The sequence below is a fragment of the Salmonella sp. SAL04202 genome (genome assembly GCF_046550775.1).
GTDB classification, from domain to species: Bacteria; Pseudomonadota; Gammaproteobacteria; order Enterobacterales; family Enterobacteriaceae; genus Salmonella; species Salmonella enterica.
The window spans coordinates 192,497-218,101 of record NZ_JBGDXK010000005.1 but is presented as its reverse complement, the minus strand read 5'-3'; the positions used below and the strand labels follow the sequence as shown (position 1 = coordinate 218,101).

Here is a 25,605-nt window from a genome sequence, read left to right as displayed (position 1 = left end):
CTATCGAACTGTCTGTCAAAGTGGATAACCATAACGCTACAAATGGCGGGGCGCAAATGGGGGGACAGGCGGTGGTATTGATGTTTTATGCTACAAATTTTTATCAGGTTAGTTTTTTATTTTGAAGGGGCTACCGGTACGCGAGGAGACCGGTAGCGCCACGATTAGCGGCGGCCCGCCCAGACGACCATCACCGTATCGTCGCCGTACTGGCGTACAAAACCGTACCCGTGTTTTAGCGTCAGCGTGGTTTGTTGGCCTGCGCCGATGGCGGGATGTCTGGCGCGGAACTGGCTAATACGCTGCCAGTGCGCGACGGCTGCGGCTGACTTTCCGCTCACGTCCTGCCAGTTCATATCTGAACGGGTGCCTTGCAGCGGGTCGGAGCCGGTGGGGCCGAAGGGACGAGCGGATTCATCGCCGTAAAAGATCTGCACCGCGCCCGGCGAAAGCAGCAGCAGTTCCGCCGCCTTATCACCGCCCTCACGGAAAAGGCGCGTATCATGCGAGGAGAGGTAACTTAATACGTTGAAATCCTGCATTTTATCCGCCATCTGCTGCCAGACTGGCCCCATTTCCGCCAGGCAATCGACCGCTTTCGCCGCCTGCTCCTGATAATCAAAATTGATCATCGCGTCGAAACCATAGCGATAATAATCACTTTTCATGACGCCGTGGCCCCACGCTTCGCCAGTCATCCAGAACGGGCTATCATCCAGCGCTTTGTCCGGATTGGCCTGCTTCCATTCATGTAACGCCGCGCTGGCCTGGGTTTTTAGCTGTTGCCAGGCAGGAAGCTCAACGTTTTTGGCAGTATCGACCCGGAACCCGTCAATGCCGTAATCATGCACCCACTGGCTTAACCAGTGAGTCAGATAATCCCGTGGCGTATAGCCCTCAATGAACTTTGCTTTAGTATCGGGTTTGTTGGCATAGAACACGGGTAGGCCGGAAGGCGTGGTAGATTCCGTTTTTATATCCGGCAGGAAGGCCAGCGACAGGGTTAAATCGTCAAATCCCGGACTGTCGTAGTCGCCAATATCGGTACGAATCCACTTTTTCCCCCACCATTTTTCCCAGGCGGCGCTGTCGCTGAAGTTGATGTAGTCGTTAAAGCTGTGCCAGCTTTGTCCGGCGGCGGGTCGCCAGTTTGTCCAGCGATCGCCGAGAATTTTTTGCCGTTCCGCGCCGGATAAATAGAGCGCGCCGAACTGATACTCCTGCATATCCGCCAGCGTGGCGTAACCGGCATGATTCATTACTACGTCAAATAAAATACGGATGCCGCGCTGGTGCGCGCCGTCGACCAGCGCGCGGAGATCGGCTTCGCTGCCCATATTGGCATCCAGCGTCGTCCAGTCCTGAGTGTAATAGCCGTGATAGGCGTAATGAGGAAAATCGCCTTTTGTTCCGCCGCCGACCCAGCCGTGGATCTGTTCAAACGGCGAGCTTATCCACAAGGCGTTCACGCCTAATTGCTGTAGATAGTCCAGTTGACTCGTCAACCCGCGCAAATCGCCGCCGTGGAAAGTGCCAATCTCTTGCATACCATCCTTATGGCGACCATAGCTGTGGTCGTTGGTTGCATCGCCATTGCGAAAGCGATCCGTAAGCACAAAATAAACGGTGGCGTTGCGCCAGTTAAAAGGCGCTGATGCATGGGTTTCCGCGCGTTCCAGCAATAAAAGCCCGTGGCTGTCGGCAGGTTGCAGCGTGATTTGCCCGTTTTGGACGGTATCGGTTTGACCACTGTAATAATCGCGCACTACCGTCCCTTCCGGAAAGGTCTGGCGAACATCCAGCGTGAGCGGCGAACCATCCCAGACGGGACACTGGTAGGCGAGCTGCGCGGTGCGTTCAGGTTCAGTTTTTATCGATAACAACAGGGTCGGCGTACCGGAGCGGGTATCTACCGTTATCGTATAGTCGCCATCTTTAAACAAACGCCATTGCGGTGGCGCGCCTTCGCAGGGTTTTAACGACAACATTTGGTTGAGTTTTATGGCGCCGGAGGGCTGCCAGCACTGCTGGTCAATATGGAGCGTTAACGCGCGTGTACCTTTTGTTAATGTAGCATGGCTGGTAAAGCGCCCGGTTTCCTGCGTCGAGAACGTCGGAAAACCGGGCGAGGTCCATGATGAGGCGATCGCGATACCGGGTATCAGCGTCAGAGCGAAGGCGGCAAGTTTCATCACGCTATCCTTTGTGGGCAATATTCATCAGCTTGCCTGGTTTTTAGGCGAATGAACTCCTCCCCAGCAGAGAGTCGCGCAGGAGGAGGTGCGAGGGTGAGCGACGAGGCGCAAAAAAACGCCTCTATTTGCGATAAACGCCACATTTTATTGGCATTATTGCTGCCTGTTATCGTTAATAGTTGACATAGTTTCGGATTAAGACTATTCCCTGAGGTGCTTTTTAAGCCTATTTTTGCTAGAATTTGGGGTTCAAACCTCAACTTCGTGAAAAATAAAAGGTGTTGGAATGTATCAATCCGACCAGGAGACCTAATGATATTGACTCCCATGCGACGATATGGGGCAATGATTCTTATGTTACTCACCATCGCATTTTCGGGTGAGGTGCTGGCAAAGACGCACGCAACACAAACGAGTCAAAAGTCCCACATAACTGAGACAAGTTATAAACAGGTTAGCAGTAAACAAGAGTATTCTCGCAATAGTGCAAAGAGCAGTTCACTTCCTGATTTGCGAAAATACCCTTCCGGAACCCCCAGAAAAAAAGCGTTTCTCCGGACCGTTATGCCTTACATCACCAGCCAAAATGCCGCGATTACCGCGGACCGTAATTGGCTGATCTCAAAACAGTACCAGAACCGCTGGTCGCCGTCTGAACGCGCGCGTATGAAAGATATCGCGAAGCGCTATAAAGTGAGCTGGTCCGGCAACACGCGTCGTATTCCGTGGAATACGTTGCTGGAGCGCGTCGACATTATCCCAACCAGCATGGTGGCGACGATGGCGGCGGCGGAAAGCGGCTGGGGAACCTCTAAACTGGCGCGTAGTAACAATAACCTGTTCGGCATGAAGTGCACGAAAGGGCGTTGTACCAATACGCCGGGTAAGGTGAAAGGTTACTCGCAATTCGCGTCGGTTGAGGAGTCGGTGAGCGCGTATGTCGCCAACCTGAACACGCATCCGGCTTATTCCTCTTTCCGCAAGTCGCGCGCCCAACTGCGTAAGGCGGATCAGGAAGTCACCGCCACGGCGATGATTCATAAGCTGAAGGGTTACTCTACCCAGGGGTCGCGCTATAACAACTACTTGTTCGCGATGTACCAGGACAACCAGCGTCTGATCGCCGCGCATATGTAATTCTGTGTGCCGGATGGCGCTACGCTATCCGGCTTACAAGGCGTCTGTAGGCTGGATAAACTACAACAACGCTTCACTATGCTGGTCGCGATACTCCTTAGGCGTAGTGACGTACTCCTTTTTAAACACCGAATAGAAATATTGCAGTGACGGGTAGCCGCACATTTGCGAAATTTCGTTTATCGCCAACGTGGTAGAAATCAACAAACTACGCGCTTTTTCCAGCTTTTCGGCGTGGATCAGCGCATGTATCGTCTCGCCAACTTCTTCCTTAAAACGTTTTTCCAGGTTTGAACGTGAAATCCCAACCGCGTCCAGCACCTGCTCGACTTTAATGCCCTTACAGGCATGGTTACGAATAAAGTGCATCGCCTGGATAACCGCCGGATCGGTCAGGGAGCGATAGTCTGTCGAGCGGCGCGCAATGACGCGCACCGGCGGCACCAGAATGCGCTGTAACGGCATCTCTTCGCGCGCCAGCAAACGGTGCAGCAGCTTCGCCGCCTGATAACCCATTTGCCGCGCCCCCTGCGCGACGGAGGAAAGCGCGACGCGTGACAGGTAGCGTGTAAGCTCTTCGTTATCAATACCGATAACGCAAAGTTTTTCCGGCACCGGAATATGCAGGTGTTCACAGGCCTGCAATACGTGACGGGCGCGGGCATCCGTTACGGCAATGATGCCGGTTTGCGGCGGCAGCGTCTGAAGCCAGTCGGCGAGGCGATTTTGCGCGTGCTGCCAGTTTTCCGGCGCGGTTTCCAGTCCCTGATAGACTACGCCGCGGTATTTTTCCTCGGCGACCAGCTGGCGAAAGGCGTATTCCCGTTCCGCCGCCCAATGTTTGCGGCTGGAGTCGGGCAAACCGTAAAACGCGAAGCGGTTAACGCCTTTTTCTTTTAAATGCAGGAAAGCGCTTTCAACGAGCGCATGATTATCGGTGGCGATGTAATGAACGGCGGGATAATTTTCAGCAAGATGGTAAGAACCGCCGACCCCGACAATGGGTACGTCGACATCGGCTAATAATTGCGCGATATCGTCATCATCGTAATCGGCAATAACGCCGTCGCCTAACCACTCTTTAATGTTATCGATACGGGCACGGAAATCTTCCTCAATAAATATATCCCATTCGGATTGCGAGGCTTGTAAATATTCACCCACCCCCTCCACTACCTGACGGTCATAGGCTTTATTCGCGTTAAATAACAGAGTGATACGGTGACGTTTATCAAACATGAGGATATATCCTGCAAAAGTGAACCTGGACTCATGGATACTATCAAAACGGCTGACATAACGGTCTGGCGAATGATGACAAATTATTTTGCGCCTGAAACGTTATGCGAAATTCATCACAGCAAACGGCGGATGACAATTGTCATTTCTTATCTATATATTACGGTTTTTTGTTTATTTGCCAGGATTCGATCGCGATCGCTTTTTTCTTCTGTGGTTTTCAGCGTTTTTTTGAGAGCCAGAGCACATTTGGGGATTCTCTTAATAGCGGTGTGAAATAACGTAATTGAGCAATAAATCAGGAAATTCCAGTATGACGTTATGTCGTTTACTTGCCGTCTTATCTGATTATGGAGCTCACTATGCAGGCTTATTTTGACCAACTCGATCGTGTTCGCTATGAAGGCCCTCAATCGACTAACCCGCTGGCATTTCGTCATTACAATCCCGACGAGCTGGTTTTAGGTAAACGTATGGAAGATCACCTGCGTTTCGCGGCCTGTTACTGGCATACCTTCTGCTGGAACGGCGCGGATATGTTTGGTGTAGGCGCGTTTAATCGTCCGTGGCAGCAACCGGGCGAAGCGCTGGAGCTGGCGAAACGCAAAGCGGACGTGGCGTTTGAATTTTTCCACAAACTGAATGTGCCTTTTTATTGCTTCCATGACGTGGATGTGTCGCCGGAAGGCGCGTCGCTGAAAGAATATAAAAACAACTTCGCGCAGATGGTGGATGTGCTGGCGGCGAAACAGGAACAGAGCGGCGTAAAACTGCTGTGGGGAACGGCGAACTGCTTTACCAACCCGCGCTATGGCGCAGGCGCCGCCACTAACCCGGATCCGGAAGTCTTTAGCTGGGCAGCGACGCAAGTGGTTACGGCAATGAACGCCACGCATAAACTGGGCGGCGAAAATTACGTCCTGTGGGGCGGGCGCGAAGGTTATGAAACGTTGCTGAATACCGATCTGCGCCAGGAACGCGAACAGATTGGCCGCTTTATGCAAATGGTGGTCGAGCACAAACATAAAATGGGTTTTCAGGGCACGCTGCTGATTGAACCGAAACCGCAGGAACCGACAAAACATCAGTATGATTATGACGTTGCAACGGTTTATGGCTTCCTCAAACAGTTCGGCCTGGAAAAAGAGATCAAAGTGAACATTGAGGCGAACCACGCGACGCTGGCGGGTCATTCGTTCCACCATGAAATCGCGACCGCTATCGCGCTGGGTATTTTTGGCTCCGTTGACGCCAACCGCGGCGATGCGCAACTGGGCTGGGATACCGATCAGTTCCCGATTAGCGTTGAAGAGAACGCGCTGGTGATGTACGAAATCCTGAAAGCGGGCGGATTCACGACGGGCGGTCTCAACTTCGACGCCAAAGTTCGTCGCCAGAGCACCGATAAATACGATCTGTTCTACGGTCATATCGGCGCGATGGATACGATGGCGTTGTCGCTGAAAATCGCTGCGCGTATGGTTGAAGACGGCGAGCTGGATAAACGCGTGGCGAAGCGCTATGCCGGCTGGAATGGCGAGCTGGGTCAGCAGATTCTGAAAGGACAACTCTCCTTAGGCGAACTGGCGCAGTATGCGGAGCAGCATAATCTGGCGCCAGTACATCAAAGCGGTCATCAGGAGCTGTTAGAAAATCTGGTTAACCGTTATCTGTTTGATAAATAACCCTATCTACCGGGCGACTCCGCGTTAGCCCGGCCTGTAGTCGTGATTAGCCCGGTAAGCGTAGCGCTGCCGGGCGCTTTCAGTAAAGGAACCCACACTATGTATATCGGGATCGATCTTGGTACATCGGGTGTAAAAGCTATCCTGTTGAATGAGCAGGGCGATGTGCTGGCTACGCATACTGAAAAACTGACCGTATTGCGTCCGCATCCCTTATGGTCGGAGCAGGAACCAGAGCAGTGGTGGCAGGCGACGGATCGTGCGGTTAAAGGTTTAGGTCGGCAACAGTCGTTAAGTGGCGTCCGGGCGTTGGGCATCGCCGGACAAATGCATGGCGCGACATTGCTTGATAGCCGTCAGCAGGTTCTGCGACCAGCGATTTTATGGAATGACGGACGCTGTAGCGAAGAGTGCGCCTGGCTGGAAAAACAGGTGCCGCAGTCGCGTGCGATAACCGGTAATCTGATGATGCCCGGTTTTACCGCGCCCAAATTAGTCTGGGTGCAGCGCCACGAACCGGATATTTTCCGCCAGATAGACAAAGTTCTGCTGCCGAAAGATTTTCTGCGGCTGCGAATGACGGGCGTCTTTGCCAGCGATATGTCGGATGCGGCAGGAACGATGTGGCTGGACGTGAAAAAGCGCGACTGGAGCGACGTTATGCTCAACGCCTGTCATTTAACCCGACAGCAGATGCCAGCGTTATTTGAAGGTAGTGACATTACCGGAACGTTGCTGCCAGAGGTATCCAGCGCATGGGGAATGCCAGCAGTACCTGTGGTGGCGGGCGGCGGCGACAATGCGGCTGGCGCGGTCGGCGTAGGAATGATCGATGCCGGACAGGCGATGCTCTCACTCGGAACATCGGGCGTCTATTTTGCCGTCAGCGACGGCTTTCTGAGTAAACCGGAGAGCGCAGTACACAGTTTTTGCCATGCGCTGCCGGAACGCTGGCATTTAATGTCTGTAATGTTGAGCGCCGCCTCTTGTCTGGACTGGGCGGCTAAACTCACCGGGCAGAAGAACGTCCCGACGCTGATTGCCGCCGCGCAGCTGGCGGATGAGCATACCGATCCGATCTGGTTTTTGCCGTACCTGTCCGGCGAGCGCACGCCGCACAATAATCCGCAGGCAAAAGGCGTTTTCTTTGGTTTAACCCATCAGCATGGCCCGGCGGAACTGGCGCGGGCGGTACTGGAAGGCGTGGGGTATGCTCTGGCGGACGGTATGGATGTGGTTCACGCCTGCGGCGTCAAACCCGCCAGCGTGACGCTTATCGGCGGCGGGGCGCGCAGCGAATACTGGCGTCAGATGCTATCTGATATTAGCGGGCTACAGCTTGATTATCGTACTGGCGGCGATGTGGGGCCAGCGCTGGGCGCGGCGCGTCTGGCGCAAATTGCGGTGAATAAACAGACTCCGCTCGCCGATGTATTGCCGCAGTTGCCGCTGGAGCAGGCGCATTATCCTGATGCGCAGCGTCATGCGGTTTATCAACAACGTCGTGAAACCTTCCGTCGACTCTATCAGCAGCTGTTGCCGTTGATGTCATAAGTCAGAATGCCTTTCGGTTTTGGCTGAAAGGCATTTCCCGTAAATATTAATTCTATTGAATTATATCGAAGTAAGTATGTGTGTTTTCTGATTTTTATATTATTGCTGAGCAGGCGCCTTTTTCATCTCTATTTCTTCGCTTAATGTGTCTCACACAACCACAAGGAGAGTGAGATGGACGATCACGTTGCACGCAGGAAACGGATGTTCGGCCTGGGAATGTTAGTTGTCGGTGCAGTGGTATACCTGGTGGGACTGTGGCCAGGCTGTCATACATTAAGCGAAAAGGGATATTTTTTTGCGGCAATCGTCATGTGTGGTTTTCCAGTCTTAATTCGCCAGGAACACACGGGAAATGGCCGCTTGCTTTCTCGTTGCAAATCTTTGCTGTTGCTTGGCATCGGCATGGTCGCGGTCGGCGTATTTAACCTGGCGCTGGCGGGCGCGCTGAAAATACTGTGTCTGGTGGCGCTGGGGGTCAGTATATATGGAACCGATCTTTACGCTTCCTACAGTGATGATGAATGATGGCCGGAGCCATCATTGTCGTTTAGCTAACCCATTTCCGTTTATCGATACGCTGTAACAGCATGGAAAGTAGCAGGCTTCCTGTCACCGTCGCGGCAAAAACCCACACGATGTCTAACGGCGGCCAACGTTTTAACTCCAGACCATTAGTACGTAGCGCATGGATAATCAGCGCGTGGAAACCATAAATACCCAGCGAGTGGCGGGAGATAAGTCCCAGTCCAGGTAACGTCCGCGCATTCAGCTTATTTTTAACTACCGTGAACAGTGAGACGGCGCAAATAAACACCATGGGACCGCAATACAGATACCAGGTATCGGCAAAATTTCCGCGCCAGCGTAATTCATGCAATGTGCCGCGAGAAATAACAAATACCGCAATGATGAACAGGGCAGTGCAGATAAGCGTCAGCGATGACTTTTGCGTCTCCATCATGCCAATGGCGCGGCCCAGGATACCGTAGAGAATGTAGTAGAACGTGTCGCCGCTGATATACAGATTGATGGGCAACCATTCAACGCCGCCGATTTTTTGCGGCACAGTATTTGGGTTAGCAATAATACCAATGATCACCATCAGCATCAGGAGCATTTTGCCGCTCACGTTTTTTACCTGGATTAATGGCGATACCAGGTAGATCACCGCAATCGCAAAGAAAAACCACAGGTGGTAAAACACGGGTTTTTGCAGCGCATTTTTTAGCGAAAGCTCGACGTTGATCGAAGTAAAAAGTGAAATGTAAGCCAGGGCGACAACGCTGTAAAAGATAAGGCACAGGGCGATACGTAAAAAATGCCGCGGTTGCGCGCAGCGCTCGCCAAAAAAAAGATAGCCTGAAATCATAAAAAACAGGGGAACGCTAACGCGCGAAGCCGAATTCAGGACATTCGCAATATCCCAGTTTAGCGGGCTGACGCTGTGGGCGTTGGTGATGTACCACGTTGTAGTATGGATCATCACTACCATTAAACAGGCGATCCCTCGCAGGTTATCAATCCAGTTAATTTTAGGCTGCATCAGTTCCTCAGCTTCCGTTTGAATAGAGTTCCAGCGCGGTGGCTCACTGGAAAAATCCGACTTTCTACGCTACATCTTGTGATGGCGTAAGGAGATTCGCACAATGTTTCTGTTACCCACAAACCTTAATAATAAGACTGACCAGCAAACCAGACGGTAATAAAAATGATAATGAAGTATTTCTGTACTGTGATGATAGCCATCGCTCTGGTGGGATGCACAGCGACACCGCCACCGACGCAAAAAGCCCAGCAGAGTAAAGTGAGCCCAACACGCACGCTGGATATGGAAGCATTGTGTAAAGCTCAGGCGGCGCAGCGTTACAACACTGGCGCACAGAAAATTGCTGTTACCGGCTTCGAACAGTTTCAGGGGAGCTATGAGATGCGTGGTAATACCTTCCGTAAAGAGAGTTTTGTCTGCTCTTTTGATGCAGATGGGCAGTTTTTACATCTTTCTATGCGGTAAAAGCCGCGCCTGGTGAGGTGTGATGCCGCGAAATCCGGCAATTTTCGCTAAACAAACCGGTTTCATACTGTATATCTCGCATCCAGCGGGTATACTGGCTCCTTCCTTTAAATCCACACGTATCCAGCACGAAATAATATGCAAAAGTTTGATACCAGGACCTTCCAGGGCTTGATCCTGACCTTACAGGATTACTGGGCTCGCCAGGGCTGCACCATTGTTCAACCATTGGACATGGAAGTCGGCGCGGGAACTTCTCATCCAATGACCTGCCTGCGCGCGCTGGGGCCAGAGCCGATGGCGACTGCCTATGTGCAGCCTTCTCGTCGTCCGACCGATGGCCGCTACGGCGAAAACCCGAACCGCTTACAGCACTACTATCAGTTCCAGGTAGTGATTAAGCCGTCTCCGGACAACATTCAGGAGCTGTACCTCGGTTCTCTGAAAGAGCTGGGTATGGACCCGACCATTCACGACATCCGTTTCGTGGAAGATAACTGGGAGAACCCGACGCTGGGCGCCTGGGGACTCGGCTGGGAAGTGTGGCTGAATGGCATGGAAGTGACGCAGTTCACCTACTTCCAGCAGGTCGGCGGCCTGGAGTGCAAGCCGGTGACCGGTGAAATCACCTACGGTCTGGAACGTCTGGCGATGTATATCCAGGGCGTGGACAGCGTTTACGACCTGGTCTGGAGCGATGGCCCGCTGGGTAAAACCACCTACGGCGACGTGTTCCATCAAAACGAAGTGGAGCAATCCACCTATAACTTTGAATACGCCGATGTGGATTTCTTATTCACCTGCTTCGAGCAGTATGAAAAAGAAGCCCAGCAGCTGCTGGCGCTGGAAAACCCACTGCCGCTGCCGGCCTACGAGCGTATTCTGAAAGCCGCCCATAGCTTCAACCTGCTGGATGCGCGTAAAGCTATCTCCGTCACCGAACGTCAGCGCTACATTTTGCGTATTCGCACCCTGACCAAAGCAGTGGCAGAGGCTTATTATGCTTCCCGTGAAGCCCTCGGCTTCCCGATGTGCAACAAAGACAAGTAAGAGGCGGCCATGTCTGAGAAAACTTTTCTGGTGGAAATCGGCACTGAAGAGCTGCCACCAAAAGCACTGCGCAGTTTGGCTGAGTCCTTTGCTGCGAACTTCACTGCGGAGCTGGATAACGCCGGCCTCGCGCACGGTAACGTTGAATGGTTTGCCGCCCCGCGCCGTCTGGCGCTGAAAGTGGCGAATCTTGCTGAATCTCAGCCCGATCGCGAAGTCGAAAAACGTGGTCCGGCGATTGCTCAGGCGTTCGACGCCGAAGGCAAACCGAGCAAAGCGGCAGAAGGCTGGGCGCGCGGCTGCGGGATCACCGTTGATCAGGCCGAGCGTCTGAAGACCGACAAAGGCGAATGGCTGCTGTATCGCGCCCACGTGAAGGGCGAAAGTACCGAAGCGCTGGTGCCGAACATGGTAGCCACCTCGCTGGCGAAACTACCGATCCCGAAACTGATGCGCTGGGGCGCGTCTGACGTACACTTCGTGCGTCCGGTGCACACCGTGACCCTGCTGCTGGGCGATAAAGTGATTCCGGCGACCATCCTGGGCATTCAGTCTGACCGCGTCATTCGCGGCCATCGCTTTATGGGTGAGCCTGAGTTCACTATCGACAATGCTGACCAGTACCCGCAAATTCTGCTGGAGCGCGGTAAAGTCATTGCCGATTACGAAGCGCGTAAAGCCAAAATCAAAGCGGACGCTGAAGAAGCAGCACGTAAGATTGGCGGTAATGCCGACCTGAGCGAAAGCCTGCTGGAAGAAGTGGCCTCGCTGGTGGAATGGCCGGTGGTATTGACGGCAAAATTCGAAGAGAAATTCCTCGCCGTGCCTGCCGAAGCGCTGGTGTACACCATGAAGGGCGACCAGAAGTATTTCCCGGTTTATGACAACGCGGGCAAGCTGCTGCCGAACTTTATCTTCGTCGCCAACATCGAGTCGAAAGATCCGACCCAGATTATCTCCGGTAACGAGAAAGTGGTGCGTCCGCGTCTGGCAGATGCTGAATTCTTCTTCAATACCGACCGTAAAAAACGTCTGGAAGACCATCTGCCGCGTCTGCAAACCGTGCTGTTCCAGCAACAGCTGGGCACGCTGCGCGACAAGACCGACCGTATTCAGGCGCTGGCGGGCTGGATTGCCGGTCAGATTGGCGCTGACGTCAACCACGCCACTCGCGCGGGCCTGCTCTCCAAGTGCGACCTGATGACCAACATGGTCTTCGAGTTCACCGACACCCAGGGTGTGATGGGGATGCACTACGCGCGTCACGATGGTGAAGCGGAAGATGTCGCTGTGGCGCTGAACGAGCAGTATCAGCCGCGCTTTGCCGGTGATGACCTGCCGTCTAACCCGGTGGCCTGCGCGCTGGCGATCGCCGATAAGATGGATACTCTGGCGGGTATCTTCGGTATCGGTCAGCATCCGAAAGGCGACAAAGACCCGTTTGCGCTGCGTCGTGCCGCGCTGGGCGTGCTGCGCATCATTGTTGAGAAGAACCTCAACCTTGATCTGCAAACGCTGACTGAAGAAGCGGCGCGTCTGTATGGCGACAAGCTGACCAATGCCAACGTAGTCGATGATGTGATCGACTTTATGCTGGGTCGTTTCCGCGCCTGGTATCAGGACGAAGGTTACACCGTCGACACTATCCAGGCGGTACTGGCGCGTCGTCCGACCCGTCCGGCAGATTTCGATGCTCGTATGAAAGCGGTATCGCACTTCCGCACCCTGGAAGAAGCCTCTGCGCTGGCGGCGGCGAACAAGCGCGTCTCCAACATCCTGGCGAAAGCCACTGAGCCGCTGAACGATATCGTCCACGCCTCCGTACTGAAAGAAGCGGCGGAAATTGAGTTGGCCAGACATCTGGTTGTGCTGCGTGATAAGCTTCAGCCGTACTTTGCCGATGGTCGTTATCAGGAAGCGTTGATTGAGCTGGCTGCTCTGCGCGCGCCGGTGGATGAATTCTTCGAAAATGTCATGGTTAACGCGGAAGAGAAAGATATCCGTATCAACCGCCTGACGCTGTTGTCGAAACTACGCGAACTGTTCCTGCAGGTTGCGGATATTTCGTTACTGCAATAAGCGTTCAGTTAAATAAATAAAAACCTGCTTTCGGGCAGGTTTTTTTATAACATAAATAGTATCAGTCGATTCGCTAATAATTCTGTAACTCATAGACGCGGTTATTTCTATTGATTGGCAAAAAATATTTCAGGAATACATTAACGCTGGCGGTACGGATATTGGCGTTAGAATAGCTGCGGGTGCTTGAGACTGTTTGTCTCAGGTATTCACCAAAAGGCAGAGAGAGAAAAGCCCCACCTGACTATACCCAAAATAATTCGAGTTGCTTAAAGGCGGCAAGGGAGTGAGTCCCCAGGAGCATAGATAACTATATGACTGGGGTGAGCGACAAATCTGCCGGGAGCAGATTTGAACGTCGCGTGCGACGGCCCGTCAGGGCGAGGCCCATGGATGGGCCGAGTAATCCGTAGCCAACACATAAGCAACTTGAAGTATGAAGGGTATATAAATCAAAAGTGCACTGCGCCCATTATTGATCTCTTCAATAACGAAGCGATCTCCTGCAGTATTTCAGAACGTCCAACTATGCCGATGATCGATGACATACTCATGAAGGCATTTGCCAGACTTGATGCGGGTACCAATCCGGTTCTTCATTCAGATCAGGGCTGGCAATACTGTCATTGATGGTACCAGTATCAGTTACGAGAGTTTGGCATCATCCAAAGTATGTCCCGCAAAGGCAACTGCCTTGATAATGCCTGTGCAGAATGTTTTTTCGGGACTTTAAAATCAGAAAGTTTTTACACCAGTAAATTTAAGGATATTGATGAACTTAAGATAGCTATTGAGGATTACATACGATACTACAATCCCCGACGAATTAGCCTTAGATTTAACGGACTCAGCCCGGTTGAATACCGCCTAAAGAGCTATCCAGGCAGAAATTAACAAGGTCTGTACAGGGATGCTATCAGGAAACCTGAACGTCGGTAGATACGCTCACGCAAATGTCTGCTATGAGCGAGGAGTGGATATTCCTATTGTTTTATCTTGATCTAGTAAAAATAATAATCCCCTTTACAAACAAAAATAATTCGTTACTATTTGCAGCACCTTTTAATCCAAAGGTTTATAATTAAAAAGGAATTGCATGTCGATGAATAAATACAAACTTTTCGCACAGCTATCAAGATATTCTCTTGAAGCGCAGATTGATGATTTCGAAAAATATATCCTAGGAGCAGGCGGCCAAAACAGAGTTGACTTATCGGAATTAAAAAAAGCATATGAAGATGAAAAAAAGATGGTCCTGACGATTATATTAATTACTTAGAATACTATTATTCAGAGCAATATAACTTCTTAGTTAACATACAACCAAATATTTTTAATAAATCTGCTTTGGTATCTTTATACTCATGCTTAGAGCACAATCTAAACGACTATTGCAATATATGCTAAAGGATTGTAAACACCAATGTATCAGTAACCGATTTTAATGGTGATGGCATCTACAAAGCAAAAAGATATTTAACAAAACTAATGGATATAAACTTTGGCCTGTCACAAGAATGGCAATTCATGACAGAGTTTAACAACGTAAGGAATTGCATAGTTCATGCTAATGGAGACATTAAAAAAATGAACTCAACTGTAGCCTTAAAAGATATTATTGATAAAAAACCTACTCTTTCATTAAACAATGAAAATAATATAATAATCTCCTTAAATTATTTAAAAGATACTATCACAAAAATTAGAAAACTCTTTCAATGGTTATATACACATCTGGATCAATCATCGAAATGAATACGATAACATCTCAGTTTGTTATTGGTCTATTTTTGAAAACAGCTATCGATGATATTGGTCTGTTCTTCGTTAATTAATATGTAATCCGCTCATGGCACAGGGCTGCTGTTACAGCCCTGACAACCTTAGACTTCAATCGATTCAGAGATCTCTAACGTATATCAACCCGTTGAACTCATAGCGATAAGTAGACGCTGGCGGCAGTAATACAGAAGTGTAGCGGGAATTTGAACCACATAATTTGATTTGTTAGATGGCTTTGCATCGATATTCAATTTCTAAAATCGCCTTTGTCATTGCCGCAATAGTTATAGCTTCTACCATAGTCAATTCAGGCTTGTTCAAGCTTCCGTGTCCAGCAGTAGGTAATTTGTTGCGTAAATCATAAATATCTTTAACAGCATCAATAAGATTCTTAGGTAATTTTGACATTTTTTCGAACTGTTTAAAAAAACCACCCAATGACTCATTTGCCACATTCGGGTTTTGAGTGATTTCCTTAGCCATAGTTTCTAAAATATTAGAGGCTGCGTGCAGTGCACCTGCCGGGTCATTATTATCCAAGCAATTATTCATTCTATCTATTTGCTGAACGATATTTGGGTGCAATCTCTTTAAGTAATCACTAGCCAATTCTTCATTGAAATTTTTGACACTTTCAAAAACATCGCAATCTAAATAAAATTTAGGATTGACTGACATCCATGTATATTTCCAATCATTTTCTAAATTATCTTTTTCCGCAATACGCCTGCCAGTGTCCTGATCTATCGCATCAACATATTTATACATATAATCGGCGTAGTAGTGTAAATATTTAAATGATATTTCTGGGCAAAAATTACTAACTGATGCAAGGCCGCCATACTCTTTTGTAGTAACTGTAGGGACTTCTTCATCACATAAAGATGAGAAACTGGTTCTTTCCCAAAATTCGCCCAACTCTTTTTTTTTCCTAGTTGCCATACCAGCTATCATATTGATGCGTGAGAGCAAAACTACACTCTGATAGTATCGAGGACATCTGTATGAACTAGCATATGGGCATATTGATGATGCTTTACGATTAATACGCTCTTTTTCCCACCAATTTTTATCAGGAATAATTCTTTGCATAATTTAGCTACTATCTCACGAGTGAATGAATGTTTAGCCTTCTGCACAGTTTATCAGTTCCGGCATGCCTACTGCTACCCCACTGATTCAACTTCAAGTTATGAGTTAAAGCGATTCGGTTTCGCTAGATGACACACTAGTGTTAACTTATGGATAAAAATTTATTACTTAAAATTAACTAATGCCTGTTGCGACCAAAAGCGTGCTGGAATATTATTTTCGTCTGGCCTATTATCAAGCTAATTATCCAAATTAGAGTTACTCTCCTTCATCAGCAACAAATAAATACACCTGATCACTTTCTCAAAGTGTTCCTGTTTTATTTTTAAAGCAAACAACGCCGTCTATTCGTCCGAATGTACAACAAACGTCCGCTCACAGCACAAAGCGAACATCAGTATTCAAAAAATGAAAAACGACGACTTGATGTATATCGTTTGCTATACATGGTGGTTATGCTATTCTTGTAAAGCAAATGCTATACAAGGGGTGTCTCATGAAATCAGATGTTCAACTTAACCTTAGAGCTAAGGAATCGCAGCGGGCGCTCATTGATGCAGCTGCGGAAATCCTTCACAAGTCACGTACAGATTTCATTCTGGAAACGGCCTGCCAGGCTGCCGAGAAAGTGATCCTTGACCGCCGTGTATTTAACTTTAACGATGAGCAATATGAGGAGTTCATCAATCTGCTTGATGCACCGGTCGCAGATGATCCCGTTATCGAAAAACTGCTGGCAAGGAAACCTCAGTGGGACGTGTAACAGCACCAGAACCTTTGTCCGCTTTTCATCAGGTAGCTGAGTTCGTCAGCGGTGAAGCTGTGCTCGATGACTGGTTGAAGCAAAAGGGCCTCAAAAACCAGGCTCTCGGAGCGGCCAGAACATTTGTGGTGTGCAAGAAAGACACGAAGCAAGTAGCCGGTTTTTACTCTCTGGCCACCGGTAGCGTCAACCATACAGAAGCGACAGGCAACCTTCGGCGTAACATGCCAGATCCCATCCCTGTCATTATACTTGCCCGTCTTGCTGTCGAGCTCTCATTCCATGGAAAAGGGCTTGGGGCTGATTTACTTCATGATGCAGTGCTTCGTTGCTATCGGGTTGCCGAGAATATTGGTGTACGTGCAATCATGGTTCATGCACTTACCGAAGAAGCCAAAAATTTCTACATTCACCATGGTTTCAAATCATCACAAACTCAGCAGCGAACATTGTTCCTTAGGCTCCCTCAATAGAATGCAAAGACTGTTATGTTCAAATCGCTATAAGCGATAATTTGATAGAACGTCTAAGGTTAAATTCAGGAAGAATACGACGAACAAAATATTGATGAGACAGGAATCCGCGTGATGCAAGAAAGCAACGGAATGGATAATCCGATTGCGGACAATGTTATTTAGTTATAGCCAGAAACAAAAAAGAGCCCATGTATTAAATGGACTCTTTCGCTGATGCCTCGGTTAATCTGTCCAGGTTTTTGGGGTCAGTACAAAGTGAGCCCACCTCTGCCATTCTTGTGGCGTTATGCATTCTCAAGGCACTCTGTTAATTTTATCTTGTTGGCGTTTTATAGGCCCGATAACCCATTATGTTATCGGGCATTTTTTTAACGTAATGGTAATTCCGTCAGACAGGTCTGGCTGTCATCTCTGGTGGCAATGGCATGTGACGCCGTTTTACCGTTGTAGCTTACTTCGAGCGTCCCTTCCATATTGCGCGGTAGCCAAACACCGATAAATCCGTTTCGATAGCTTTGCATCTCTTTTTGTACGATGACAGCGCCTTTACTGTCTGTCACTTTTACAGTGAACGGTTTATTCGGCATTTCTCCCTGACAGCCGGAAAGGCTGTGGTTAAAACAGGGGTGTGTCCGCCATTCATAGGGCGCAAAAGAGAGATAGAATTTGTCGCCTAACGGCAGCGTATAAATCTGCTCTCCGTCAGATAATTTGAGTTCGGTACTGGTAATCGACGCGGAGTAAGGCAAAGGACGGCTCTGCGGCGTCTGATCAATCGTATCCACGATCTGCTCAACCGTTTTTCCCGCCAGCCCATGTTGCGCCAGAAAAGCGGATTCTGAGGATGCCGCAAGCGCGGAGCCGCTGGCGCATAAACCCAAAAGTAATAACCATGATGATTTCGACATAACTTCAATTCCTTGTGAACAATCTCCTTGCCTACTATAGGGGTTCCCCTAAGGGAAAGGTCAAAGGGACACAGGGTAAAGTAATGCAAAGTTATGCTGGCGGGAGAGGGGGAATTGGAATAAAAAAAATCCCCGCCATCAGGCAGGGATTCAAAATTCTGAGCTTTTTAAGCTTACAGGCTGGTTACGTTGCCAGCTGCCGGGCCTTTAGCGCCGCTTTCGATGGTGAAGGAAACTTTCTGACCTTCGTCCAGAGATTTGTAACCATCGTTCTGAATAGCGGAGAAGTGTACGAACACGTCTTTAGAACCGTCATCAGGAGTAATAAAGCCGAAGCCTTTATCAGCGTTGAACCATTTTACGATACCAGTCATTTTACCGGACATAGTGTATTACCTTTTAAAAAATAAGTGTGCCTTTCGGCGTTATGGCGTGCTTTACAGATTTTTTAAGCGTTAAGGAAATGCGCACTACGAGGGGTATCTAATGGATAACTCTTGAAGGGACTTGCCTTACTAAACTGCTTTAATGGTCTGTACGTCAAACCGTTGAGCACATTAACTCATGTAATGCCGGGCGATGCAACTTTTATTTTACTTTATTTCTCCAGGTCAGGAATCAGGCGGGGAAAACGGTCCTTACGCAGGACCGTTAAAACAGAAAGGGGTAAAAATTACTCCATCAATTGCTTACTTAAGCGTGGGTTTGCCTGTATCAGGCGCATCAATTTGAGCTCTGCTGGCGTGGGTTTTTCGCGTTTCGATTCCCATTCCTGAACCATGGCAACCGTTACGCCCAGCGCTCTGGCGAATTCATCTGTTTTTAGTCCCGTCCCTCTCCGTAACTGTTCAAATTCGGTAAAAGGATTGGGTTTTTGCGTCAGGGTGATCTTTCGCGTTTCATCTTTAAAAACAATTTGTTCCAGGCTGCTCAGCAGCTCAAACATCGGATCTTTATATTCCATTGAGAACTCCTGTAAATCACACAGCGGGATCGTGAAGTGCATCGAAGCCTCTTAAGAATAGTCGGGAAACTTGCGGGTGGGGGGCGACGCGCCGCCAGGAAGCGCTATCGATTCGTTTCGATGCCTTACGCTACGCGACTTTTAGGACACTAACAATTTGATCCAGGAAGGTATATCCGTCTTTCAGAAAATAATTGTAAAGATTAAAAAATATTACATCCCCCGCTGGAAAGCTTTCTTGCCGCGTTTTTTATCGCATTGTCAGGCCAAAAATTAACAATAAAATAACAAATTAAGCATTGATGCAGATAAACATAATTTTCCGCTACAAGATCGCGTGGAAAGGGTATCCTGCAAGCCTGACCTGGACTATCCTTGTAAGCCGTCAGGCACGCAGGTGTCGTTGTGCGCATTTTTGGGTGAAAGGAGTATTAACAATGGCGACAGGTAAGTCCTGCTCTCGCTGGTTTGCGCCTGTTGTGGCGTTATTAATGGTGTTTAGCCTGAGCGGGTGTTTTGATAAAGAAGGCGATCAGCGCAAAGCGTTTGTCGATTTCCTGCAGAATACAGCAATGCGTAGCGGAGAGCGTTTACCAACGCTGACGGCCGATCAGAAAAAACAGTTTGGTCCGTTCGTGTCTGATTACGCGATACTGTATGGCTACTCGCAGCAGGTAAACCAGGCGATGGATTCCGGTCTGCGCCCGGTGGTCGATAGCGTTAACGCCATCCGCGTTCCGCAGGATTATATGACGCAACGCGAGCCGCTGCGGCAGGCAAATGGTTCGTTAGGCGTGCTGGCGCAACAGTTGCAGAATGCAAAACTGCGGGCTGATGCCGCGCATGGCGCGTTAAAGCAGGCCGATGACCTGAAACCTGTGTTTGATCAGGTCTACAAAAAAGTGGTCACCGTGCCGGCAGATGCTTTGCAGCCGCTGATCCCGGCGGCGCAGATCTTTACGCAGCAGTTGGTACAAGTGGGCGATTATATTGCGCAACAGGGTGAGCAGGTGAGCTTTGTCGCGAACGGCATTCAGTTCCCGACCTCACAGCAGGCCAGCCAATATAATGCGCTGATTGGGCCGCTGGCCTCGCAGCATCAGGCGTTTAATCAGGCCTGGACGGCGGCGGTAAACGCGACCCAGTAATGACAGTCTGCCCGATAAGCGCAAGCCAGCGCTTATCGGGCCTGTAGCGTTATCCCGCCGCCTGCGGGTTGACGCAGTTCTTCTCTATTTTTCCCTGCAGCGCATCAATCAAATTATCCACCGCACAGGCCATCATGTTGTAGCGCGTCTCATGCGTTGCCGAGCCAATATGCGGCACCGCGACGACATTAGGCATGTTCAGCAGGGGCGAATCCACGGATAGCGGTTCCTGCTCAAAGACATCCAGACCTGCCGCATATATTTCACCGTTTTGCAGCGCGGCAATCAGCGCGTTTTCATCGACCACCGGGCCGCGTCCGGCATTAATAAAAATGGCGGACGATTTCATTCTGGCAAACTGTGTTGCGCCAAACAGATGTCGCGTTTCTGCCGTTAGCGGCAGGATCACGCAGACAAAATCAGCCTCCTGCAACAACGTATCCAGATCGCAGTAGCGGGCGTTAAACCGGTCTTCCGCCTCCTGATGCCGCCGACGGGCGTGATAGAGAACCGGCATGGTAAACCCAAAGTGCGCTCGCTGCGCCAGCGCCATCCCGATACGCCCCATCCCAACGATACCGAGTGTTTTGTGATGCACATCGACGCCAAACCACGCCGGGCCAATGCTTTCCGTCCATTCACCCGCCTTAACCCGTTCTGCGACGTCCACCACGCGGCGGGCAGTGGCCAGCATCAATGCCATCACCGTATCGGCAACGGTTTCCGTCAAAACGGCAGGCGTGTGCATCAGGACTATTTTGCGGGCAGTAAGGGCGTCCACCTCGACATTATCGTATCCCACCGAGATGGTTGACGCCGCGCGTAGCGCCGGCATTTTTTCCAGCAGCGCGCGGTTAACGGTTTCGCTGGCGCCCAGAAGGCCTTGCGCGCTGGCAAATGCCTGCGCGTGTCGCGCGACCGTTTCCGGATGCAGGTTCGGTACCTGGGTGACGGTAAAATGCGCCTCCAGGCGATGCAGCAAATCATCAGGCAGGGTTTTGTAGAGAATGATGGACGGCTTCATGCGACTCTCCGTAAATCAAAAGGTAAGCGCGGCATGCGCCAACCGGAACAGGCTTATTATTAACCCGTTTAGCCATCATCGACCAGCCAATTTCCCCGCTGTCGGCAGCCGTGTCGTGGTAAATGATGAATGAATACCGAGTAATGCGACGTGTATCCGGTCTGGAGAGGGAATGGCGAGGGAGTAATGCAGGCCGGGTAAAGCATACCGCTTTACCCGGTACGGTAGTTTACTGCAATGGACTCAAGGTAATTTCGACGCGGCGGTTTTGCGCCTTACCTTCTGCCGTACTGTTGCTGGCGATCGGGTTCGCCGGCCCCATTCCGCTGGTACGGATACGGCTGGCGTCGACGCCCTGGGTGATCAGCGAACTGGCGACGGAGTCAGCACGCTGCTGCGACAGACGCATATTCAGATCGTGGCTACCGGTACTGTCGGTGTAGCCCACCACATTGACGGCGGTCTTGGGATACTCTTTCAGCACCATCGCCACGCCGGTCAGCGTGTTAGCGCCTGCCGGTTTCAGCGTCGCGCTGCTGCTGTCGAAGGTGACATTATTCGGCATATTCAGAATGATATTATCGCCGCTTCGCGTCACGCTAACGCCTGTGCCCCGCATTTTGTCACGCAGTTTCGCTTCCTGTACGTCCATGTAATAACCCACGCCGCCGCCCAGCGCCGCGCCAGCCGCCGCGCCAATCAGCGCGCCTTTACCGCGATCTTTTTTGGAGGAGGAGAGTGCGCCGATGCCTGCGCCGACTAGCGATCCAATACCCGCGCCAATGCCGGATTTACCTGCTTCGCGTTCGCCGGTGTAAGGGTTTGTTGTGCAGCCAGATACTGCCAGGGCGCCGCTCACGATGGCAGCAATCACAAATACACGTTTTTTCATCTTAAATCCTTATCACTTTTTTATTTTTACCACAGCGACCGTGGCGGTTGATTATGACGTCTGCACATGAAGAAAATTCCAGGGAAAACTCTGAAATTTGTAAGTAACATTGATCGGCAAAATAAATAATCCCAATAATTCAGGAGCGAACCTTGACCCACGCACCATCGCGTCATTCGGTATTGACCGCCGCACACTGGGGGCCAGTCCGCGTTGAAACCGACGGAGAACGCATTTTTGCCTCGTATGGCGAACTCCCGACGGCACACCAAAATTCCCTGCAAACCGTTGTGCATGACCAGGTGCACAGTAAAACGCGGGTTCGCTTCCCGATGGTGCGTAAAGGGTTCCTGGCTTCCCCCGATAAGCCGCAAGGCATACGCGGGCAGGATGAGTTTGTTCGCGTAAGTTGGGATGACGCGCTGGATCTGATCCACGCTCAGCACAAACGTATTCGCGAAAGTTATGGGCCATCGTCCATCTTCGCCGGCTCCTACGGTTGGCGTTCGAACGGCGTATTGCATAAAGCGGCTACGCTATTGCAGCGTTACATGGCGCTGGCGGGAGGGTATACCGGCCATCTTGGCGATTATTCCACCGGCGCGGCGCAGGCTATCATGCCTTATGTGGTGGGTGGCAACGAGGTTTACCAGCAGCAGACTAGCTGGCCGGTGGTGCTGGAACACAGCGAGGTGGTGGTGCTCTGGAGCGCGAATCCGCTGAATACTCTGAAAATTGCCTGGAATGCCTCGGATGAACAGGGGCTCGACTATTTTGCGGCGTTGCGACAAAGCGGCAAGCGCCTGATCTGCATCGATCCGATGCGATCGGAAAGCGTCGACTTTTTTGGCGATAAGATGGAGTGGATCGCACCGCATATGGGCACCGATGTGGCGTTAATGTTGGGAATCGCCCATACGCTGGTGGAAAACGGTTGGCAGGATGAAGCGTTCCTTGCCCGCTGCACGACGGGTTATGACCGCTTCGCCGACTATCTTTTGGGCACGACCGACGGTACGGCTAAAACAGCGGAATGGGCGGCGGAAATTTGCGGCGTTTCTGCGGTGAAAATCCGCGAACTGGCGGAAATATTTCACCATAACACCACCATGTTGATGGCCGGTTGGGGAATGCAGCGTCAGCAGTTTGGCGAGCAAAAGCACTGGATGATCGTCACGCTGGCCGCAATGCTGGGGCAAATTGGTACGCCTGGCGGCGGGTTTGGTTTTTCTTATCATTTTGCTAACGGCGGAAACCCGACGCGCCGCGCCGCCGTGTTAGCCTCGATGCAGGGAAGCATCTCTGGCGGGGTCGATGCGGTAGATAAAATACCGGTGGCGCGTATTGTCGAGGCGCTGGAAAACCCCGGTGGGTTTTACCAACACAATGGGATGGATCGCCGCTTCCCGGATATTCGTTTTATCTGGTGGGCGGGCGGTGCGAACTTTACCCATCATCAGGATACCAACCGTCTGATTCGCGCGTGGCAAAAACCGGAACTGGTCGTTATCTCGGAATGTTTCTGGACGGCCGCCGCGAAACACGCGGATATTGTTCTGCCTGCGACCACCAGCTATGAGCGCAACGATTTAACCATGACCGGCGACTATAGCAATCAGCATTTGGCGCCGATGAAGCAGGTCGTGTCGCCCCGGTGGGAGGCGCGGAATGATTTTGACGTTTTTGCTGAACTGAGCGAACGGTGGGAAGCCGGCGGTTACGCTCGGTTCACCGAAGGAAAAAGCGAGCTGGCGTGGCTGGAGACTTTCTACAATATTGCCGCCCAGCGTGGCGCCAGCCAGGGGGTGACGCTGCCGCCGTTTGCCGCATTCTGGCAGGCTAACCGTTTACTGGAGATGCCGGAGAATCCCGCCAACGCGCAGTTTGTGCGCTTCGCGGATTTTCGCCGCGATCCTGATAACCATCCGCTAAAAACGGCCAGCGGCAAAATCGAAATCTATTCTGCGCGCATTGCCAGCTATGGTTACGCGGATTGTCCCGGTCATCCGATGTGGCTGGTGCCGGATGAGTGGCACGGGAACGCCGATGCGGGGCAGGTTCAGCTACTTTCCGCACATCCGGCGCACCGTCTACATAGCCAGCTTAACTACAGTTCGTTACGGGAGCGGTATGCGGTAGCCGGACGCGAACCGGTGACGATTCATCCGCAGGATGCGACAACGCGCGGAATCGTCGATGGCGATACGGTACGCGTCTGGAATCATCGCGGGCAGGTTCTGGCGGGCGCGGTCGTTACCGACGGAATTCGGCCTGGCGTGATCTGTATTCACGAAGGCGCATGGCCGGACCCTGAACCTGCCGCAGGCGGCATATGCAAAAACGGCGCGGTAAACGTCCTGACAAAAGATCTTCCCAGTTCCCGGCTGGGGAACGGTTGTGCGGGCAACACCGCGCTGGTCTGGTTTGAGAAATATACCGGCCCGGCGCTACCGCTTACGGCGTTTGATCCGCCTGCCAACTCATAATCCAGGTGGGGTGGGCGGTATCCTCCTGCCAGGCGCTATCTTCAATACGAAAACCAAGCGCATGGTAGAAGTTTACGGCGGATTGATTTTTCTGGTAAACCTCAAGACTCAGCAGAGGAAAACGTTGCTGGACATATTCCAGAAGCGCTTTGCCAATGCCGTGTCTTAACGCGTCGGGGGCGACAAACAGCGCCCCGACAAAACGGGCTTCCAGTACGCTGACGAAGCCTTTCAGTTGTCCATTTTCCTCCCATACCCAGGTTTGTGCGGCGGGTAAATAGACGTCGCGTACAATTGCTTCGCTCTCGTGCCAGTAACGTTCTTCGATAAAGGGATGGGCATAAATGGTACTTTTCATCCACAGCGCCAGAATAGACGCCATGTCTTCACTCTGGGATTTGCGAATCATGTTTTTCTCCCGGATGGCAAAAACAGCCGGTAATATGGTCGTTGACCAGTCCGCACGCCTGCATAAAGGAGTAACAGATAGTCGTACCGACAAACTTGAAACCGCGTTTTTTCAATGCCTTAGCAAGCGCATCGGACGCAGGTGTTGAGGTGGGGATCTTATCCAGGCTGGCCGCCTGGGTGATCTGCGGCTGGCCATCAACGAATGACCAGACAAAATCGGCGAAAGACTCGCCGTTTTGCTCCATCGCAAGCCAGGCGCGGGCGTTACTGATAATGGCCTGAATTTTACCGCGATGTCGTATGATGCCCGTGTTCTGCAGCAGGCGTTCAACCTCCTCCTCCTGCATAGCTGCGATGCGTACCGGGTCAAACTGATGAAAACAGGCGCGATAGTTCTCTCTCTTTTTAAGCACGGTGATCCAGGATAAACCGGCCTGTTGACCTTCAAGACAGATCATTTCAAACAGCTTTCTGCTATCGGTTTCCGGTACGCCCCACTCGTTATCATGATAGGCAATATAAAGGGGGTCCTGGCTGACCCAGTCGCAACGCTGCATAGACTTCCTCGTTATTGTGGTTACCGCGAAAATTTCCTTCAACCCGCCTTGACGGGCCCGCTAAAAGGACAATAGTTAATACAGGGCTGATGCCTGACATCCTTCATTCAATGACAATAATATCGCCGAATTCGGCTCTACTCTGGAGT

Annotated in this window: 23 protein-coding genes and 1 pseudogene; 13 read left to right on the top strand and 11 right to left on the bottom strand. The window is 50.9% G+C overall.

Annotation, left to right across the window (positions count from 1 at the left end; genetic code table 11):
- Positions 1-164 precede the first annotated feature (164 nt).
- A complete protein-coding gene (locus tag ACLJQJ_RS19055) occupies positions 165-2,192 on the bottom strand; it encodes an alpha-amylase (RefSeq protein ID WP_063808768.1) in 2,028 nt (675 codons plus the stop codon).
- A 315-nt stretch (positions 2,193-2,507) separates the two neighbouring features.
- Between ACLJQJ_RS19055 and ACLJQJ_RS19050 the strand changes: the two genes are divergently transcribed.
- Positions 2,508-3,332, top strand: coding sequence for a protein bax (locus ACLJQJ_RS19050; RefSeq protein WP_001575119.1), 825 nt, complete (start codon positions 2,508-2,510; stop codon positions 3,330-3,332).
- 60 nt (positions 3,333-3,392) lie between these two features.
- Here the strand turns inward: ACLJQJ_RS19050 and xylR are convergent, their stop codons facing one another.
- A complete protein-coding gene (xylR, locus tag ACLJQJ_RS19045; RefSeq protein WP_000459824.1) occupies positions 3,393-4,571 on the bottom strand; it encodes a D-xylose utilization transcriptional activator XylR in 1,179 nt (392 codons plus the stop codon).
- A 362-nt stretch (positions 4,572-4,933) separates the two neighbouring features.
- Here xylR and xylA point away from each other — a divergent pair, with 362 nt between their 5' ends.
- The 3 genes from xylA to ACLJQJ_RS19030 all read left to right on the top strand — a co-directional run bounded on the left by xylA (position 4,934) and on the right by ACLJQJ_RS19030 (position 8,338).
- Positions 4,934-6,256, top strand: a complete 1,323-nt coding sequence (gene xylA, locus ACLJQJ_RS19040; protein WP_001149561.1) for a xylose isomerase — start codon at positions 4,934-4,936, stop codon at positions 6,254-6,256.
- 99 nt (positions 6,257-6,355) lie between these two features.
- Positions 6,356-7,810, top strand: a complete 1,455-nt coding sequence (xylB, locus tag ACLJQJ_RS19035) for a xylulokinase (RefSeq protein ID WP_063808769.1) — start codon at positions 6,356-6,358, stop codon at positions 7,808-7,810.
- 174 nt (positions 7,811-7,984) lie between these two features.
- Complete coding sequence (locus ACLJQJ_RS19030; protein ID WP_063808770.1) at positions 7,985-8,338, top strand: YiaA/YiaB family protein; 354 nt, start codon at positions 7,985-7,987, stop codon at positions 8,336-8,338.
- 22 nt (positions 8,339-8,360) lie between these two features.
- Here the strand turns inward: ACLJQJ_RS19030 and ACLJQJ_RS19025 are convergent, their stop codons facing one another.
- Positions 8,361-9,356 (bottom strand): acyltransferase, encoded by a 996-nt coding sequence (locus ACLJQJ_RS19025; protein ID WP_050067975.1) that lies wholly within the window; start codon positions 9,354-9,356, stop codon positions 8,361-8,363.
- 165 nt (positions 9,357-9,521) lie between these two features.
- Here ACLJQJ_RS19025 and ACLJQJ_RS19020 point away from each other — a divergent pair, with 165 nt between their 5' ends.
- From ACLJQJ_RS19020 to ACLJQJ_RS19000, 5 genes and pseudogenes are all read left to right on the top strand, one after another.
- Complete coding sequence (locus tag ACLJQJ_RS19020) at positions 9,522-9,824, top strand: YsaB family lipoprotein (RefSeq protein ID WP_000605592.1); 303 nt, start codon at positions 9,522-9,524, stop codon at positions 9,822-9,824.
- 138 nt (positions 9,825-9,962) lie between these two features.
- A complete protein-coding gene (gene glyQ / locus ACLJQJ_RS19015; protein WP_001168551.1) occupies positions 9,963-10,874 on the top strand; it encodes a glycine--tRNA ligase subunit alpha in 912 nt (303 codons plus the stop codon).
- A 9-nt stretch (positions 10,875-10,883) separates the two neighbouring features.
- Complete coding sequence (glyS, locus tag ACLJQJ_RS19010; protein WP_001291738.1) at positions 10,884-12,953, top strand: glycine--tRNA ligase subunit beta; 2,070 nt, start codon at positions 10,884-10,886, stop codon at positions 12,951-12,953.
- Positions 12,954-13,418: 465 nt separating this feature from the next.
- Positions 13,419-13,847: pseudogene (locus tag ACLJQJ_RS19005) on the top strand (transposase); the annotation flags it as partial.
- Positions 13,848-14,055: 208 nt separating this feature from the next.
- Positions 14,056-14,232, top strand: coding sequence for a hypothetical protein (locus ACLJQJ_RS19000; protein WP_161594723.1), 177 nt, complete (start codon positions 14,056-14,058; stop codon positions 14,230-14,232).
- Positions 14,233-14,960: 728 nt separating this feature from the next.
- Here ACLJQJ_RS19000 and ACLJQJ_RS18995 read toward each other — a convergent pair.
- Positions 14,961-15,827, bottom strand: a complete 867-nt coding sequence (locus ACLJQJ_RS18995; RefSeq protein ID WP_031612771.1) for a hypothetical protein — start codon at positions 15,825-15,827, stop codon at positions 14,961-14,963.
- A 475-nt stretch (positions 15,828-16,302) separates the two neighbouring features.
- Here ACLJQJ_RS18995 and ACLJQJ_RS18990 point away from each other — a divergent pair, with 475 nt between their 5' ends.
- Positions 16,303-16,590: a DUF1778 domain-containing protein gene (locus ACLJQJ_RS18990; protein WP_000965886.1), complete on the top strand. Its 288-nt coding sequence runs from the start codon at positions 16,303-16,305 to the stop codon at positions 16,588-16,590.
- Positions 16,578-17,063 (top strand): GNAT family N-acetyltransferase, encoded by a 486-nt coding sequence (locus ACLJQJ_RS18985; protein ID WP_000533910.1) that lies wholly within the window; start codon positions 16,578-16,580, stop codon positions 17,061-17,063. Before ACLJQJ_RS18990 ends, ACLJQJ_RS18985 begins: the two co-directional genes overlap by 13 nt.
- A 371-nt stretch (positions 17,064-17,434) precedes the next feature.
- Here the strand turns inward: ACLJQJ_RS18985 and cueP are convergent, their stop codons facing one another.
- The 3 genes from cueP to ACLJQJ_RS18970 form a co-directional block, all read right to left on the bottom strand.
- On the bottom strand, positions 17,435-17,974 hold the full coding sequence (cueP, locus tag ACLJQJ_RS18980) for a copper-binding periplasmic metallochaperone CueP (protein ID WP_000047148.1): 540 nt from the start codon (positions 17,972-17,974) through the stop codon (positions 17,435-17,437).
- Positions 17,975-18,147: 173 nt separating this feature from the next.
- Complete coding sequence (cspA, locus tag ACLJQJ_RS18975) at positions 18,148-18,360, bottom strand: RNA chaperone/antiterminator CspA (RefSeq protein ID WP_000014594.1); 213 nt, start codon at positions 18,358-18,360, stop codon at positions 18,148-18,150.
- 287 nt (positions 18,361-18,647) lie between these two features.
- Complete coding sequence (locus ACLJQJ_RS18970; RefSeq protein ID WP_000455790.1) at positions 18,648-18,938, bottom strand: HTH-type transcriptional regulator; 291 nt, start codon at positions 18,936-18,938, stop codon at positions 18,648-18,650.
- A gap of 437 nt (positions 18,939-19,375) precedes the next feature.
- Between ACLJQJ_RS18970 and ACLJQJ_RS18965 the strand changes: the two genes are divergently transcribed.
- Positions 19,376-20,086, top strand: a complete 711-nt coding sequence (locus ACLJQJ_RS18965) for a DUF3053 domain-containing protein (RefSeq protein ID WP_063808773.1) — start codon at positions 19,376-19,378, stop codon at positions 20,084-20,086.
- A 49-nt stretch (positions 20,087-20,135) separates the two neighbouring features.
- On the opposite strand, the gene ghrB is transcribed toward ACLJQJ_RS18965, so the two are convergent.
- Entirely contained in the window at positions 20,136-21,110 is a 975-nt protein-coding gene (gene ghrB, locus ACLJQJ_RS18960) for a glyoxylate/hydroxypyruvate reductase GhrB (RefSeq protein WP_001650957.1), read from the bottom strand.
- Between the two features lie 229 nt (positions 21,111-21,339).
- Positions 21,340-22,002, bottom strand: coding sequence for an OmpA family lipoprotein (locus tag ACLJQJ_RS18955; RefSeq protein ID WP_000747548.1), 663 nt, complete (start codon positions 22,000-22,002; stop codon positions 21,340-21,342).
- A 152-nt stretch (positions 22,003-22,154) separates the two neighbouring features.
- Here ACLJQJ_RS18955 and ACLJQJ_RS18950 point away from each other — a divergent pair, with 152 nt between their 5' ends.
- Positions 22,155-24,488 carry a molybdopterin guanine dinucleotide-containing S/N-oxide reductase gene (locus tag ACLJQJ_RS18950; RefSeq protein WP_063808774.1) on the top strand — a complete coding sequence of 778 codons (2,334 nt, stop codon included), beginning with the start codon at positions 22,155-22,157 and terminating at the stop codon, positions 24,486-24,488.
- Here the strand turns inward: ACLJQJ_RS18950 and ACLJQJ_RS18945 are convergent.
- Together ACLJQJ_RS18945 and tag are read right to left on the bottom strand one after the other, a co-directional pair.
- Positions 24,457-24,897, bottom strand: coding sequence for an N-acetyltransferase (locus tag ACLJQJ_RS18945; RefSeq protein WP_000619902.1), 441 nt, complete (start codon positions 24,895-24,897; stop codon positions 24,457-24,459). The two genes, ACLJQJ_RS18950 and ACLJQJ_RS18945, sit on opposite strands and share 32 nt — an antisense overlap.
- Complete coding sequence (gene tag, locus ACLJQJ_RS18940) at positions 24,875-25,456, bottom strand: DNA-3-methyladenine glycosylase I (protein ID WP_001188421.1); 582 nt, start codon at positions 25,454-25,456, stop codon at positions 24,875-24,877. Before tag ends, ACLJQJ_RS18945 begins: the two co-directional genes overlap by 23 nt.
- Positions 25,457-25,605: the final 149 nt, after the last annotated feature.